We start from the raw sequence: 14,960 nt of genomic DNA, 5'->3' as shown, positions 1-14,960 counted from the left end.
CGTAGCCCGGCTACACCCCAACAGGTGGGGTCAATATTGGATGGAAAACCGGGGTCAGGATTGCGTTGAAATCAACAGAACAGGCCGAGAATCTGCAGCGAACGCGAGACGGTCATCGCCGTGTGCCTTAGCTGCGCATGATGGCCTTGCCCCAGAGGTTGAGCGTTCGCTCCTCATGGGGCCACCGTCCTGCAGGCCGGTCTTCGGCGCAGCTCTCGATCTCGGCCGATATCTCGGCCAAGTTGCCATCGGGGTCACGCACCATGAAGAACGCGTCGTTTCCCGGACCGTGCCGGCCAACGCCCCAAACGATGGTCTGCCGCAACTCGCCCATTCGGTCGGCCCAGCGCTTGAGGCCGTCCCAATCGGGCGTCTCAAACGACTGGTGGTCGTACCCGGCGCTGGGTGCGGCGAAAAGCGCCAGCGCGTGATGCAGATGGTTCACCCGAAGGAAGCAAGCGCGCAGTTCCCCCTGCTCGTTGACCACCTTGTCCGATACGACGAAGCCCAGCACGTTTTCATAGAAGGCCACCATGGCTTCGATCTGCTGAGTGCGAAGAGCAAAATGCTGCAGTTGAGCCGGCGCAGGTGCTGCGTCGTGTTGCGCGTCGATACGCCCCGGTCCTTCGAAAGCGATGACATTGCCATCGGGGTCGATGGCGGCCAACGCGTCCGGCGCCAGGCCCCATTCCGCAGGCAACGCAGCACCAGGGGCTTGGGCCAGCCGTTCGCGCAAGCGCTTCCAAGCCTGTGCCGTCTCCAGCCTGAACAGGGCATACCGCAAGCGGTTGGCAGGACCCGCCGACACTTCGACCATGCGCTGGTGCGCCCGGCATCTCCAGGTGTCACCGGATTTCTCCATCGGCATGGCATAGACGGTGGCGTAGAAGTCCGCCAGCATCTGCGGTTGCGGGGAGGTGATGTGAAGCCGCTGCAGAGCGGCGGAGATCGTGCTCATGTTGTCTCCTGTTCTGGATGGCTCAGGACTATCGAAGCGAGGCGATCCAGGGTCAAAGACGCGTCTCAGCCGGTGAGAATCCGGACGCACAAACACCCCTCTCGCCGGCGCAGGCGACGGGTATGCTCGGGGCGGCACCGCAGGAGACAACGTGAGACTGGAACAGATCGACCTCAATCTGCTGTTGACCTTCGATGCGTTGATGCGCACGCGCAGTGTCACTCTGGCAGGGGAACGGCTGGGCCTCACGCAATCGGCAACCAGCAACGCACTTCAGCGACTGCGAGACGCCTTCGGCGATCCGCTGTTCGTGCGCACGCCAGCGGGCATGCAGCCCACCGCGCTGGCTGCGCGCCTGGGTCCGGATATCGGCGACTTGATTGATCGCATGCGCCGCGTGCTGGAGAGCAGCCGCACGTTCGACGCGGCGACGTCGAGCCACACCTTCCGAATACTGGTGAGCGACATTGCGCAGGTGACCCTGGTGCCCGACTTCATGCGGCTGCTGCGCGCGCAGGCACCGAACGTGGACATCGTCAACCTCTCGCTGCCGCTGCGCAGCGCCAAGGAGGCGCTGGCAGCCGGAGAACTCGATCTCGCGGTCGGCTTCATCCCGGAGCTCGGCCCGGACTATCACCGACTCTCGCTGGACCAGGAACGCTGGACCTGCCTGGTGAGCGCCGCGCACGCGACCATCGGCAACACCTTCACGCAGGATCAGTACCTGGCGGCCGCGCACCTGAGCTATCGCCCGCCCGCTTCCATCCATGCCTCGCTTGACAAGCTGCTTGAAGCTCAGCTCGATGGCCGTCAGGTGCGCCGGCGGGTGGCGCTCAGCGTTCCGTACTTCAGTGGGCTCGCACCCATCGTGGCGCGCACCGACCTCGTTCTCACGGCCCCCAGCGCGCTCACGCGCGCGATGACGGAAATGGCACCCGTTCGGATCGTGCCTCTTCCTTTCGAGCTGCCGCCGATCGACCTCAACATGCAGTGGCATGACCAAACGCATCGAGACCCGGCCAACATCTGGTTTCGCCGGGTGTTCGCAGCGAGCTATGCCGAGCGCACATTGGCGCCCGAGCAACGTCAGGTCCTGCCACACGATTGACGAGGCTCGACCGCTCAGGGAGCGGGACGGCCTTTCCAGGTGTTGGCGGCGGCGCCTGAACGCTTGTCGTTGAAGCGCTGGAAGAAGTCAGGGTAGTCGCCACTGGCTTCGGCATGCCGCAGAGGCTTCACGCGTTCCACGCAGATCTCGCCATGCGGCGCACCGGCCTGGATGATGGCCATCACCTCGTCAATGAAGTCTTTCAGCGGCATCGCGTTCGGATCCGCCGCGTGCGCCGGGCCTGTGAGCTCTGTCTGCACATACGGCGGCACGAGTTCAAGTACCTCGACCGAGGTGGCGCGCAGTTGGTAGCGCAAGGACTGCGTGTAGGAATGTATCGCCGCCTTGGTGGCGCAGTAGGTGGGCGTGATCGCACCCGGCACGAAGGCCAGGCCGGATGACACCGTCATGATGGTGGCGCGCGCCTGGCGCAACAGATGCGGCAGAAGGGCCGCATTCAGGCGTAGGGGACCCAGCAGATTCGTGGCAATCGTTTCTTCCGAATCGTGCGTGCCGGGTTCGAAGACGTTCTCCGTGCGCATGATGCCGGCGTTGTGCACCACCACGTTAAGCGATGGGTGCCTTTCGATCACGCGTTGCGCAACGCGCTCGATGTCCTCGGCCGATCGCACGTCCAGTTCGATGCACTGCATGCCCGGGTTGGCTTGAACGGTCTGTTCGAGCATCTCCCGGCGACGGCCCGTGATGATGACCTGATTGCCCAGGGCGTGAAAGGCTTGCGCGAGCGCTCGTCCGATCCCCGATCCGCCGCCGGTGATGAGGATGGTGTTGTCGGTGGTGTTCATGGTCTTGCTCCTTCGCGGCGAAGCATAGGAAGCGTGGACGCGAACGCCAAACCACCGCGTCCATGAGCAACATTCGCAAGATCCATTGGACTGCGCCGCATGGCAAACGCACGATCGCGCCTCTCTCAACCATCCCCTCAGTGGAGACGCGCGAATGAACAGCCCAGTTCAAGAAAAACCCCTCACCGATCAGACTAGCCTGTCCTCTGTGCGCCTGCCCCTGGTGCGTGACCTGTACTACGGCGGTGCCTGGCACAAACCTCAAGGCGGCTACGCCCCGACCTTCAATCCGGCCAACGCGCGTTCCCTGGGCGAGTGCGCCGAGGCCAATGCCCTCGACGTCGATGCCGCCGTGCAAGCCGCGAAGAAGGCCTACGACGGCTGGAAAAGGACCAAACCGTTCGAACGCGCCGCGCTCCTGCGCCGCATCGCCGCCGTGCTGCGCGCGAATGCGCTGGAACTGGCACTACTGGATGCCAGCAACTGTGGTGCGCCAGTGGCCGAAATGCAGCGCGATGTGGAGTTCGCCGCCGCCGCGTATGACTATTTCGCTGGACTGGTGACCGAAGCCAAGGGGGAGACCGTTCCCATGGGTGACGGCATGGTCAACCTGACAGTGCGCGAGCCGTATGGCGTGGTGGGCCGAATCGTGGCCTACAACCATCCCTTGCTCTTCCTCGGCGCTAAGAGCGCCGCGCCGCTGGCGGCGGGCAACACGGTGGTCATGAAGCCCCCTGTGCAAGCCCCGCTGTCGGCCTACCGCTTCGCCGAACTCATCGACGGCATCCTGCCACCGGGCGTGTTCAACATCGTGACCGGAGGGACCGCGTGTGGCGCGGCGCTCGCCGCCCACCCCGATGTGCCGGTCATCGGCTTGGTGGGCAGCGTGGAGACGGGTCGCGCCGTCATGCGCAGCGCCGCGGACCGGATCAAGCGTGTCTCGCTCGAACTGGGCGGAAAGAATGCCCTGATCGTGTATCCGGACGCGGACCTGGACCGTGCCAGCAGCGGCGCCGTCAAGGGCATGAACTTCACCTGGAACGGACAGTCGTGCGGCTCGACCTCCAGGCTGTTTGTGCACGAGTCCGTGCACGACGAGGTTATGACGGGCATCCTGAAGAAGATTCGCGCGTACCAGCCCGGCATTCCTACCGACCCCAAGACGACGCAGGGAGCGATCGTGTCGAAGGCTCAGTTCGACAAGGTGATGCGCTACATCGACATTGGCCTGGCGGAGGGTGCCACCCTCGCCTGCGGTGGCAAGCGCCCGTCCGATCCTGCGCTGCAAGATGGCTACTTCATCGAGCCGACGGTGTTCACCAACGTCCGGGCGGACATGCGCATCGCGCGCGAGGAGATCTTTGGCCCGGTGCTCTCGGTCATCAGGTGGTCCGATGAGGAAACCATGTTCGACCAGGTCAATGCCGTCGAGTACGGTTTGACCGGTGCGGTATTCACGCGTGACCTCGCCATCGCGCACCGCGCAGCCAGCCGCATCGAGGCCGGCCTGGTGTGGGTGAACAACTCGAGCAGTCACTTTCTCGGCACGGGCTTCGGCGGCTACAAGCAATCGGGCCTGGGTCGTGACGAGTCGCTGGAGGAACTGCTGTTCTACACGCAGCCCAAGAACATCAACATCACGCTGTGAGCCGGGGCCGAAACATGAGGCATGTGACAGCGAGCCTACTCATCGGTGGCGAGCGCGTGGACGGCGCACGTCGCACGCCGGTGTTCAATCCCGCCGAGCCCTCCGACGAGGTCGGCTCTACCGTCGCGGCGACCGTGGCCGACGTCGAACGCGCGTTCGATGCGGCACGCACCGCGCAGGGCCCCTGGTCCCGTCTGAGCTTCTCACGCCGCGCGCAGCTCATCGGTTTGGCGTTGGACAGGGCCAGCCAGGACCTGGACGCCCGCGCCGAAGTCTTCGTGCGCGAGAACGGCAAGACCCTGGCCGAAGCCACGCGCGAGATCCGCGACATGGCCTCGCGCGCGAAGCTCACACTCGATCTGGCGGGCGAGCTGGACGCCGCTCAACGCCTGCCGTCCCAGAACGGCTACACGGAGGTTCGCTGGCGACCGTACGGTGTGGTGGTCTCCATCGTGCCGTGGAACGCGCCAGTGTCCCTGGCCTTCCTTCAGATCGTACCCGCCCTCCTGGCGGGCAACGCGGTGGTGGTGAAAGCACCAGAGACCTGCCCGCTGGCGCTACTGGAAACCATCGAGCGGGTGGCGCAAACGCTACCGCCTGGGCTGCTCAATGCGGTCACCGGACCGTCATCCGTCATTGGCGAGGCGCTGACCACGCATCCCGCCGTCGGCAAGATCGGCTTCACTGGTGGTGTGCACGCGGCGCGCGAGATTCTGTGTGGCGCGGCACAAGGTATCACCAGCGTGAGCTCGGAACTCGGTGGCAACGACCCGGCGATTCTCATGCGGGATGTGAGCCTGGACGAACGGACGATGGGACAGATGGCGGGCATCGTTTTTCGTATGACAGGCCAGGTCTGCATGGCGATCAAGAGAATCTATGTGCATACATCGCGCCACGACGAGTTCGTCGAACGCTTCGGCGTGGCGATGGACCGCATCGTTGTCGGAAACGGGTTGCGGGACGGCGTGACGATGGGGCCGCTGCACACCCGGGCGGCACTGGACCGTGCCCATGGCTACCTTGACGAAGCCCGCGCAAGTGGCGCCCGCGTGGCCGAATTCGGTCAGGTACTGGACGCGCATGAGTTCGACAAGGGCTACTTCATGCGGCCGACGTTGGTGACGGGCGTCGATGCCAAGGCAAGGCTTGTGTCGGAGGAACAGTTCTGCGCGGCCATACCGGTGATCGCCTACGACGACGTTGAGGACGCTCTGGCGCAGGCCAACGACTCACCCTTCGGCCTCGGTGGCTCGGTCTGGGGCCAGGACCTGGAGGCGGCGGCGGCCCTTGCCTGGCGGGTGCAATCGGGCACGGTATTCGTGAACACCCATGGCACCAACGCCGTCAACCGCCACGCGCCCTATGGTGGGCTCAAGCAAAGCGGAACGGGCCGGCGAGCTGGCCTGCTGGGTGTCCAGGAGTACCTTCAGACGCAGACATTGACGGTGGTGCCGCAATGAAGGGCCACCGCATCGAGGAATCCACCATGCAAGCACTCGACGGGAAGACCGTTATCGTGACCGGCGCGTCCCAAGGCATCGGCGCAGGTTTTGCCTTGGCCTTGGCCCAACAGGGAGCCCGGGTTGCCGTGTGCGACATCCGCACTCCGGACGACACGGTGGCACGCATCCGCGCTCAAGGCGGTCAGGCACTGGGCGGCGCCTGCGATGTGACAGACGCGGCGGCGGTGCGGGCCTTCGTGACAGAAGTCGACACCACCTTTGGTGGCGTGCATGGCCTGGTCAACAACGCCGCCTTATTCGCCACGCTGCCCAAGCGCCGCATCGAGGAGATCCCTTCGGACGAGTTTGACAGGGTGATGCAGGTCAATGTGCGTGGCGCTTTCGAATGCGCACGGGCCGTGGTGCCGATCATGAAACGACAGGGCTACGGCAAGATCGTCAACATCGCCTCCGGCACGGTGTTCAAGGGGCAGGTGATGATGCTGTCGTACGTCACCTCGAAGGGCGCGATCGTGGCGATGACGCGGTGCCTCGCGCGCGAGCTCGGCCCCGACGGGATCCGAGCCAACGCTCTGGCGCCCGGCTTCACGATGAGCGAAGGGGTGAAGGAGCAGAGCGATTGGGTGGAAGCGGGCAAGGCCACGGTGGCCAGCCGCTGCCTGCGGCGCGACCAGGTACCGGAAGATCTGAACGGTGCGTTGACCTTCCTGCTGGCTCCGGCCAGCGACTTCATGACGGGACAGACCGTGGTCGTCGACGGCGGTTCTGTGATGCATTGAACTCAGTTCCCGCCACCGCAGAAACGACGTGCGGCGGCGGGACTGACCATGCCGGCTCAGACAAGGCCATGATCGGCCAACGGCAAGCTTCGCACGAAGCGGCCGGTGGCGGCATGGATCGCTCCCACCAGGGCTGGCGCAGTTGGAGGCACCCCGGGTTCCCCCACGCCGCCAAGAGGCGATCCGATCTCCACGATGTCGGTCTCCACACGCGGTGTTTCGTGGATGCGAAGCAGGGGGTAATCGCCGAACGTGGCCTGCTCGGCGCGGCCCTCGCGGATGGTGATCTTGTCGTGCAGCGCAGCGCTGAGCGCGCCGACCACGCCGCCATGCATCTGCTGGCGTACCTGGCCCGGGTTGATTGCTCGGCCACAGTCGATGGCCACGCACACGCGTTCCACCTTTACCTTCCCTTCAAGCAGGCGGATCTCGACCACCTGGGCCACGGGACTGCCATAGCTTTCAACCACCGCGACACCTCGGTGCACGCCAGCCCGTGGCGGGCTGGACCAGTTCGCGCGAGCGGCCACCTGGTCAAGCACAGCGAGCATGCGCGGCTGGCCAACGAGGTGAGTCTTCCGGTAGATCAGCGGGTCGACCCCGGCGGCGGCCGCGCATTCGTTCATGAAGGTCTCGAGCCAATAGCCGGTGAAGGAGTGCGCGATGCTGTGCCAGGGGCACATGGGTATCGGCAACGGCACCACGGCGTGATCGATGTGCAGCGCAGGCAACTGGTAGCGCATGTCGGTCAGGCCGGCGAGGGAGAACGGATCGCTGGGCCCCTGCACGCCAAAGTTGTCTCGTCCCATCTGCGGCCCGCTCACGCGGATGCGCATGGCCTGGATGCGGCCCTCGGCGTCGAGCGCGGCACGAAAACGCGCCATCATCGTCTGGCGGTAGTGGCCCTGTTGCATGTCGTCGGCGCGTTGCCAGAGAACCTTTACCGGACGGCCGCCCACGGCCCGGCTGGCGAGCACGGCCTGCAAGGCAATGTCGGCGATGGTCTTTCGGCCAAAACCCCCACCAAGGTATGTGGTGTGCAAGCTCATGCGCTCGTTCGGAATACCCGCGGCACGTTCCAGTGTCATGCGGATCACGTCGTGTCCCTGAGTGCCGACCCACAACTCGGCGCTGTCGGACGTGGCGCGCGCGGTGCCACTGATGGGCTCCATGCAGGCGTGCGCGAGCATGGGTACGTGGTACTCCGCTTCAACGACCTTGGCCGCCTTCTCGAATGCGCTGGCGGCATCACCGCGGGAGAGCGCTGGTGGTACGTCCGTGGCATTCAGTCCGGCCTTGAGGCGGCGGGCGATTTCGTCGCTATCCAGTGCATCGTTGGGCGTGCCGGTGAAACGGATGTCGAGTTGCTCAGCCGCTTGGCGGGCCTGCCACCAGCTCTCGGCCACCACCACGGCACCCCGTGGCACCCGCACCACCGCCAGCACGCCCGGCATGGCGCGCACGCTGCCCTCGTCGATGCTGGCCACTTCGGCCGTGAACACCGGCGCAAGGCGAACCGCTCCATATGCCATGCCGGGCAGTCGCACGTCGCTGGAGAACACGGCCTCGCCGCGAACTTTGGCAGGCACGTCCAAGCGCGGCACCGTCTTGCCTGTCAGTGGCCGCTGCGAGGCGGGCCGAAGGCGCGGCTCTGCCGGCACCGGCATTCCATTCGCAGTCTCGACCAGTTCACCAAACGGAATGCGCCGGCGACTGGGCGCATGCACGACCGCGCTATCGACCGTGTCCAGCGTTTCTGGATCCACGGACAAGCGCGCCGCAGCGGCCTGGATCAGCACGCTGCGGGCTTGTGCGGCCGCCCGGCGCAGTGGGTCGTGCCAGAAGCGGATCCCGAAAGAGCCAACCGAGCGCATCTGCCCCATGGGGAGGCGAAAGTCGGCCGTGGGCCGCAGCGGCATCTCGACGTTGACTCGCTTCCAGTCCGCCCCCAACTCCTCGGCCAGGATCTGCGCCTGTCCGGTGTGGATACCTTGACCCATTTCGCAGGTGGGCAAGAAGAAGGTGACGCGGCTGTCGCCATGAATCCGGATGAAGGACTGCGGCAGGCGCGGCGGCGGGGGATTGCCACCGGGAGGGGCCGCGAACAAAGGCAGCGGAACGGCCACGGTGAGGCTGGCGGTCAAGCCCTGTTGCAAGAAGGTGCGCCGGGTACTGCCGACGGCGTTGGGACCGGGAATGTGAGGGTTCATGGAAGTGTCTCGCAGCTATGGTCTCGGAAACGATCAGGCCAGGGCCTTGGCCGCCTGGTGGATGGCTGCGCGGATGCGGTCATAGGTGCCGCAACGGCAGAGATTGCCCGCCATGGCTTCGTCGATCTGCGCGTCGGTAGGGCGGCGGTGCGTACGCAGCAGTGCGGCCGCGCTCATGATTTGTCCGCATTGGCAATACCCGCACTGCGGCACGTCGAGCGCGATCCACGCAGCCTGCAGCGCACGGCCGATGCGATCGGCTCCCGCGCCTTCGATGGTTCGCACACGCTTGCCCTGGGCGAACTCGGTCGGGGTGATGCAGGCTCGAACCGGCTGACCGTCCACATGGACCGTGCATGTGCCGCAGAGCGCGACGCCGCAGCCGTACTTCGTGCCGGTGAGGCCGAGTTCGTCTCGCAACGTCCAAAGCAAGGGGGTGGCGGGGTCGGCCTGCATCTCGACGACGCGGCCGTTGACGTGGCATCGGGTGGTCATGGGTTTCCTCATGGGGGTAGTGGCCCATGCATGGTTGCGGCGCCCGACCGTGAGTGCCTGTCATGGAGATTACGAGTTCGTCATCTGCCTGCGCCAGGCCCGCGCAGATCGGAAGATGACGTTCACCGCAATGTGTGGAGCGACGATGCGCATCCTGTTGGTTGAAGACGAACGGCGCTTGGCCGATTTCCTGGTGAAAGGCCTGCACGAGCTGGGTCATCTCGTGGACCTCGCGCTCGACGGTGTCGAAGGCAAACGCCTCGCGCTGGGCGGCGAGTACGACCTGCTGGTGCTGGATGTCATGCTGCCGGGCATCGATGGACTGAGCATCCTGGAGGCCGTTCGCAAGGCGCCGGGCGAGTGCGCGAGAACACCGGTGTTGATGCTCACGGCGCGCGATGAGATCCACGACCGGGTGCGCGGCCTCGAAGCAGGAGCCGACGACTATCTGGTCAAGCCCTTTGCCGTGTCCGAACTGTTCGCGCGCATCGGTGCACTGTCACGACGCATGGTGGTGAAAGGCACAGGCACAGCTGTGGCGGTGCTGCGCATGGCTGACCTCGAGGTTGACCTCATTGCCCGGCGTGCCACACGTGGAGGCCATCGGCTGGATCTCACCGGCAAGGAGTTCGCCCTGTTGCTGGTCCTGTTGCGCCGGCGTGGTCAGATTCTTTCGCGCACGACCATCGCCGAGCAGGTGTGGGACATGCAGTTTGACAGCCAGACCAATCTTGTTGAAGTGGCGATCCGTCGGTTGCGCAGCAAGCTCGACGATCCGTTCGAACCCAAGCTCCTGCACACCGAGCGCGGGATGGGATACGTGATGGAGGACCGTCGCACATGAACACCCGAGCCCTCCAAGCGACGTACTCGATTCAGCGGCGCCTGACTCTGCGCATTTCCCTTCAGGCCATGCTGGTGATGGCACTCATGGCAGCCATGGTCTACCTGTCTGTGCACACCGTGGTGGATCACCGGCAGGCTGCGGAGTTGGCAAAAAAGAATGATGTGGTGCTCGCCATCTTCACGGACGGTGCACGCATCGGTGGGCTTGAGAAAGCCATCTCAGACGTGCGTGATTCAGCGTACAGGCGTCCCCTCACGCGCCTGTCGGTGCGAGACCCGAGTGGTCGTCTGTTGTTCGAAGACGCGAATGAGGCGCCGTTCGTGATGTCGGATCACCCGCGGGCCCGAGTCACTGATGTAGAACTGCCGTCGCTCGACCCTCCACGCGTCGTCCTGACTCTGCAATCCGACACCGCGTACGACCGCGAACTGATGGGCGCTCTTGGCAAGACCTTGCTCGTGGTTCCCCTGCTCGGCGGCTTTCTGGTGGCGTTGAGTTCCCTGTGGCGGATCCGACGCGACCTCAAACCGCTCAATGAACTGGCGGCTCAGACCCAGCGGATCACCGCACATCGCCTGGATCAGCGCTTGCACCTCCCGGAGGTTGCGACGGAGTTGATGCCATGGATCACACAGTTCAATGGTCTCATGGACCGGCTGCAGGCCGCCATCGACCAGCTCGAGGCCTTCAACGCGGATGTGGCCCACGAGCTTCGCACCCCCCTGGCCTCACTGATGGGTCACACAGAGGTAGCGCTGTCGCGCGATCGCAGTGCGCAGGAGCTACGCGACGTGATGGCGGCTTCACTGGAGGAACTGCAGCAGCTGTCTCAGATGGTCCAGGACATGCTGTTTCTCTCGCGTACCGACCGCGGCGCGCGAGCGCGCGCGGCCGACATCCCGAGCCTGCGCATTCTGGCCGAGAAGGTGGTGGATTTTCATGCCATCGGTTTCGACGAAGCGGGCCTGCGCGCCAAGGTGCATGGTGATGCGCGCATCCACGCTGACGAGCCACTCCTGCAGCGGGCGCTGTCCAACCTCATCGACAACGCCGTTCAACATGCTGGCACCGGCAGCCGCATCGATGTGCTGATCGAACGGCAGCCCAAAGACCGCGTCGCCTTGCTGGTGCAGAACAGCGGCTCGACCATCGCGCAAGCCGACCTGCCTCGCATCTTCGACCGCTTCTTTCGCGCAGACGCGTCGCGGCCCAGCAGCGGTCAACATCACGGGCTGGGGCTTGCCATCGTGGCAGCCATCGCGCGCATGCACGGTGGCGAACCACTCGCGCAGTCGAACGACGGTCTCACCCGCGTGGGCATCTGCATTCCAAGTGAACCAGTCGGATTGTCATAGCGCCGTATCGCCCGATGGAAAACCTCGATCTCTTCGTGCTGCGCACGCTGCTGGACTGGCGGCGCGCGGGCAAGGCCACGCTGCTGGCCACCGTCACCCGCACCTGGGGCAGCTCGCCGCGCCCGGTGGGCTCCATCATGGCGCTGTGCGAGGGCGGCGCCGTGGTCGGCTCGGTCTCGGGCGGCTGCATCGAGGACGACCTGATCCACCGCTTTCGCGACGCGCTGAAAGACGGCCCGCCGCAGAAGACGCGCTACGGCGTGAGCGCCGACGAGGCCCACCGCTTCGGCCTGCCCTGCGGCGGCACGCTGGAGCTGCTGCTGGAGTTCAACCCCGACGCGGCCACGCTGGGTGAGCTGGTGGAGCGCCTGAGCGCGGGCCGCATGGTCCAGCGCAGCACCGACGTGGCCACCGGTCGCGTCACGCTCACCGACATCAACCAGCCCGAGGCCCTGCGCGAGCAGGACGGCGCGCTGCACAACGCCTTCGGGCCCGAGTACCGCCTGCTCATGATCGGCGCGGGCCAGCTCAGCGAGTACCTGTCGACCATGGCGCTGTTCAGCGGCTTCTCCGTCACCGTGTGCGACCCGCGCGAGGAGTACCGCGGCGCCTGGCAGGTGCCCGGCGTCACCCTGACCACGGAGATGCCCGACGACGTGGTGCGCGCCTTCCGCGCCGACCGGCGCACCGCCATCGTCGCCCTCACGCACGACCCGAAGCTGGACGACCTGGTGCTGCTGGAGGCGCTGGAAACCGACGCCTTCTACATCGGCACCATCGGCTCGCGGCGCAACCAGGCGCTGCGGCACGCGCGGCTCATCGAGCACTTCGAGCAGACCGAGGAAAGCCTGGCCAAGCTGCGCGGGCCCATCGGCATCTTCATCGGCAGCAAGACGCCGGCGGAGATTGCGGTGAGCGTGATGGCCGAGGTGCTGGCCGTGAAGAACGGCGTGCCGCTGCCGCGCGACCTGGCGGTGGGGCCGGCCAAGGACCAGCTCGACGTGACGCCGAACGACGCTATGCAGTGTTCCGCTTGATGGCACGCAATCGTGCGTCGCCGTGTCTAGCGGGTACGCATCGACGACCATGCTCCGACGGCGCGTCTGAACGCGGCGCACCGTCTCATCGGCTGAGACAGGTGTTTGACGTCCGATCCTGCGCTTCCCATAGTTCATTGGGTGGAAACGCACGCCGATCCAGACGGACGCGATCAGGTCGCCGGGCTCGCCAAAGGCCTGCGCCTGGTTGAAGCCTTCGACACTGCGCACACGCGGATGACCTTGTCGGAGGCGGCCCGTCGCACGGGGCTGTCTCCCGCAGCAGCACGCCGCTGCCTGCTGACCTTGCTGAAGATGGGCTACGTCTGCAGCGACGGCAAACGCTTCTGGATTGGCCCAGGAGCGCTTCGCTTTGCGTACGCCTATACAGCCTCGGATCGACTCGCCCGCGGATTGCAGCCTGTCCTGGACGCCCTTTGCGAACGCTCGCAGGAGACCGCCGCGCTGTGCGTTCTCGATGGCGGCGCAGTGGTGATTGCTGCGAGATCCAGTGCACGACGCAACATGCGTGTGGGCAATGCCGTTGGTTCACGATTGCCGCTTCATTGCTCAGCCGCAGGACGGGCCTTGATGGCCGATCTTCCGACAGAGCGTTGGCGTTCCCTGCTGGGGGAGCAGCCCATGCGGGCCTACACACTGCGAACCGTGGTCAGCGTTGACGCTATGGCGACCGTCATTGCGCAATGCCAGGCACTCGACTACGGCTTCTCAGACGAAGAGATCGAGCCAGGCGTGCGCTCGGTTGCGGTACCGATCCGCGCCCCTGACGGACGCACGGTCGCCTCGGTGGGCCTGTCCGCACGATCCGAGCGCATGGGACTGAGTGAGCTGGTCCAGCGTTTTCTTCCCTCGCTTCGGCTGGCTCAGAGCCGCGCGCTCGACCTTCTGTGAAGACATCTCTGCGCCTTGCGCATAGCGCAGGAAGGCCTGGGAGGTGCCCAAGGCAAGCGGGAGACTGCCTATCGCGTTCGACAACGCCAACCGAGACCCCATTAAGGAGACAAGTATGAAGACGACAATCCGGCTGCTGGCCTCCGCCTTGATGGCAATGAGCGCTGCAGTAGCCGCTGCGCAAGACCACTACCCTTCGCGCGCCATTCAGTTGGTCCTCGCTGCGCCACCCGGGGGCTACTACGACAGGGTCGCGCGCATCGTGGGCAATCAGCTCTCGGTGCAGTTGGGGCAACCCGTGGTGATCGAGAACAAGGAGGGCGCCAACGGAATCATCGGCACGTCATACGTGGCGCGGGCGAAGCCGGATGGATACACCATTCTCATGGGTGCCATCGGTCCTTTCGGCATCGAGCCCGCATTGACACCGCGCCTGTCCTACGACCCACTCAAGCACTTCGTACCCATCGGGCTGGTCACCACGATGCCGGCAACCTTGCTGGTCAGGGGCGATTCGCAGTATCAGAAGGTCAGTGACCTGGTCGCGGCCACCAAGGCGAGCCGGTTGCCCGTGCAATACGCGAGCTTTGGCCTGGGCACGTCCTCACACCTCACCATGGAGCGCTTTCGACTGGCAACAGGCGCCCAACTGACCAACATCCCCTATCGGGGCAGCCCGCCGGCGTTGCTCGCGGTCATGAGCGGAGAAGTGGAGGCGGTATTCAGCAACGTCCAGGATGCATTGCCTCACATCCGATCGGGGAAGCTGCGCGCCTTGGCTGTGGCAAGCCAGGCGCGCATGGGAGCACTGCCCAACACGCCGACGTTCATCGAAGCGGGGGTGCCTCAGATCGACTCGAGCAACTGGCTGGGGTTGCTGGCCCCCGCTGGCACGCCATCGACCGTGATACGCCGCCTCAATGACGAGTTGAACCGTGCTCTGGAAAACCCCCAAGTTCGTACCCAGTTGGCACCGTCCGGCGAACTCATCATTCTCGGTGGGAGTCCCGATGCATTTCGCCGGCATATCGAAAACGAGATCGCACGCTGGACTGAAGTGGTCCGGAAGGGCAACATCAAGAAAGAGTAGGGTCGAGCCGCCTGGGAACGCCGAGGGTTCATCGTTCTTTCGATGCGCTTGCCAGAGCAGGATCGACCGCATCCCTTGCGAGACGTTGAGACGAGTTGTGTTCGCGCACAATCTTCCAGCCCTCCTCCGAACAGCGCCATGTCAGCGAGGACAGGGTGCGTATGCCGATCACTGTTGAATTCCACTGATCTCTGACCCGAGATTTCCATCGAATACTGACCCACCCGTTGTGTGAGCAAAGCAGCTCAC

14 protein-coding genes are annotated in these 14,960 nt (G+C 65.1%); 9 read left to right on the top strand and 5 right to left on the bottom strand.

The window, feature by feature from the left end:
* Positions 1-127 precede the first annotated feature (127 nt).
* The gene (locus BN948_RS24245) at positions 128-958 is read right to left on the bottom strand and encodes a VOC family protein (RefSeq protein ID WP_035624447.1); all 831 of its coding nucleotides are present in this window, start codon (positions 956-958) and stop codon (positions 128-130) included.
* 151 nt (positions 959-1,109) lie between these two features.
* On the opposite strand from BN948_RS24245, the gene BN948_RS24240 reads away from it, so the two are divergent.
* A complete protein-coding gene (locus tag BN948_RS24240) occupies positions 1,110-2,066 on the top strand; it encodes a LysR family transcriptional regulator (RefSeq protein ID WP_035624443.1) in 957 nt (318 codons plus the stop codon).
* A gap of 14 nt (positions 2,067-2,080) precedes the next feature.
* Here BN948_RS24240 and BN948_RS24235 read toward each other — a convergent pair whose 3' ends face one another.
* Entirely contained in the window at positions 2,081-2,872 is a 792-nt protein-coding gene (locus BN948_RS24235) for an SDR family oxidoreductase (protein WP_035624440.1), read from the bottom strand.
* A 154-nt stretch (positions 2,873-3,026) separates the two neighbouring features.
* Between BN948_RS24235 and BN948_RS24230 the strand changes: the two genes are divergently transcribed.
* The 3 genes from BN948_RS24230 to BN948_RS24220 are packed head-to-tail and all read left to right on the top strand — an operon-like array spanning position 3,027 to position 6,765.
* Positions 3,027-4,520, top strand: a complete 1,494-nt coding sequence (locus tag BN948_RS24230; protein ID WP_035624437.1) for an aldehyde dehydrogenase family protein — start codon at positions 3,027-3,029, stop codon at positions 4,518-4,520.
* A gap of 56 nt (positions 4,521-4,576) precedes the next feature.
* A complete protein-coding gene (locus BN948_RS24225) occupies positions 4,577-5,983 on the top strand; it encodes an aldehyde dehydrogenase family protein (protein ID WP_051756365.1) in 1,407 nt (468 codons plus the stop codon).
* Positions 5,984-6,009: 26 nt separating this feature from the next.
* Positions 6,010-6,765 (top strand): SDR family NAD(P)-dependent oxidoreductase, encoded by a 756-nt coding sequence (locus BN948_RS24220; protein ID WP_035624457.1) that lies wholly within the window; start codon positions 6,010-6,012, stop codon positions 6,763-6,765.
* Positions 6,766-6,821: 56 nt separating this feature from the next.
* On the opposite strand, the gene BN948_RS24215 is transcribed toward BN948_RS24220, so the two are convergent.
* Positions 6,822-8,975 carry a xanthine dehydrogenase family protein molybdopterin-binding subunit gene (locus tag BN948_RS24215; RefSeq protein ID WP_081922055.1) on the bottom strand — a complete coding sequence of 718 codons (2,154 nt, stop codon included), beginning with the start codon at positions 8,973-8,975 and terminating at the stop codon, positions 6,822-6,824.
* A 33-nt stretch (positions 8,976-9,008) separates the two neighbouring features.
* Positions 9,009-9,470: a (2Fe-2S)-binding protein gene (locus BN948_RS24210; RefSeq protein WP_035624434.1), complete on the bottom strand. Its 462-nt coding sequence runs from the start codon at positions 9,468-9,470 to the stop codon at positions 9,009-9,011.
* A 145-nt stretch (positions 9,471-9,615) separates the two neighbouring features.
* On the opposite strand from BN948_RS24210, the gene BN948_RS24205 reads away from it, so the two are divergent.
* From BN948_RS24205 to BN948_RS24185, 5 genes are all read left to right on the top strand, one after another.
* Entirely contained in the window at positions 9,616-10,314 is a 699-nt protein-coding gene (locus BN948_RS24205) for a heavy metal response regulator transcription factor (RefSeq protein WP_035624432.1), read from the top strand.
* On the top strand, positions 10,311-11,672 hold the full coding sequence (locus BN948_RS24200; RefSeq protein ID WP_035624430.1) for a heavy metal sensor histidine kinase: 1,362 nt from the start codon (positions 10,311-10,313) through the stop codon (positions 11,670-11,672). The genes BN948_RS24205 and BN948_RS24200 overlap by 4 nt, the downstream gene beginning before the upstream one ends.
* Before the next feature lie 14 nt (positions 11,673-11,686).
* The gene (locus BN948_RS24195; protein WP_035624427.1) at positions 11,687-12,709 is read left to right on the top strand and encodes an XdhC family protein; all 1,023 of its coding nucleotides are present in this window, start codon (positions 11,687-11,689) and stop codon (positions 12,707-12,709) included.
* A gap of 141 nt (positions 12,710-12,850) precedes the next feature.
* Positions 12,851-13,621, top strand: coding sequence for an IclR family transcriptional regulator domain-containing protein (locus BN948_RS26395; RefSeq protein ID WP_162182756.1), 771 nt, complete (start codon positions 12,851-12,853; stop codon positions 13,619-13,621).
* Positions 13,622-13,736: 115 nt separating this feature from the next.
* Positions 13,737-14,711 carry a Bug family tripartite tricarboxylate transporter substrate binding protein gene (locus tag BN948_RS24185; RefSeq protein ID WP_035624424.1) on the top strand — a complete coding sequence of 325 codons (975 nt, stop codon included), beginning with the start codon at positions 13,737-13,739 and terminating at the stop codon, positions 14,709-14,711.
* Positions 14,712-14,739: 28 nt separating this feature from the next.
* Here BN948_RS24185 and BN948_RS27415 read toward each other — a convergent pair.
* Positions 14,740-14,960, bottom strand: a 221-nt coding sequence (locus tag BN948_RS27415; RefSeq protein ID WP_238327259.1) for a hypothetical protein, incomplete at its 5' end; no start/stop codon positions are given.

Source organism: Hydrogenophaga intermedia (assembly GCF_000723405.1).
Taxonomy (GTDB): Bacteria; Pseudomonadota; Gammaproteobacteria; order Burkholderiales; family Burkholderiaceae_C; genus Hydrogenophaga; species Hydrogenophaga intermedia.
This window is presented reverse-complemented; position numbering and strand designations above follow the sequence as displayed.

What these genes read in the sequence shown, in the direction of transcription:
- BN948_RS24230 (WP_035624437.1), top strand. Translation starts at nt 3,027, where the DNA reads ATGAACAGCCCAGTTCAAGAAAAACCCCTCACCGATCAGACTAGCCTG.
- BN948_RS24245 (WP_035624447.1), bottom strand. Translation starts at nt 958, where the DNA reads ATGAGCACGATCTCCGCCGCTCTGCAGCGGCTTCACATCACCTCCCCG.
- BN948_RS24215 (WP_081922055.1), bottom strand. Translation starts at nt 8,975, where the DNA reads ATGAACCCTCACATTCCCGGTCCCAACGCCGTCGGCAGTACCCGGCGC.
- BN948_RS24235 (WP_035624440.1), bottom strand. Translation starts at nt 2,872, where the DNA reads ATGAACACCACCGACAACACCATCCTCATCACCGGCGGCGGATCGGGG.
- BN948_RS24185 (WP_035624424.1), top strand. Translation starts at nt 13,737, where the DNA reads ATGAAGACGACAATCCGGCTGCTGGCCTCCGCCTTGATGGCAATGAGC.
- BN948_RS24205 (WP_035624432.1), top strand. Translation starts at nt 9,616, where the DNA reads ATGCGCATCCTGTTGGTTGAAGACGAACGGCGCTTGGCCGATTTCCTG.
- BN948_RS24210 (WP_035624434.1), bottom strand. Translation starts at nt 9,470, where the DNA reads ATGACCACCCGATGCCACGTCAACGGCCGCGTCGTCGAGATGCAGGCC.
- BN948_RS24220 (WP_035624457.1), top strand. Translation starts at nt 6,010, where the DNA reads ATGCAAGCACTCGACGGGAAGACCGTTATCGTGACCGGCGCGTCCCAA.
- BN948_RS24195 (WP_035624427.1), top strand. Translation starts at nt 11,687, where the DNA reads ATGGAAAACCTCGATCTCTTCGTGCTGCGCACGCTGCTGGACTGGCGG.
- BN948_RS24200 (WP_035624430.1), top strand. Translation starts at nt 10,311, where the DNA reads ATGAACACCCGAGCCCTCCAAGCGACGTACTCGATTCAGCGGCGCCTG.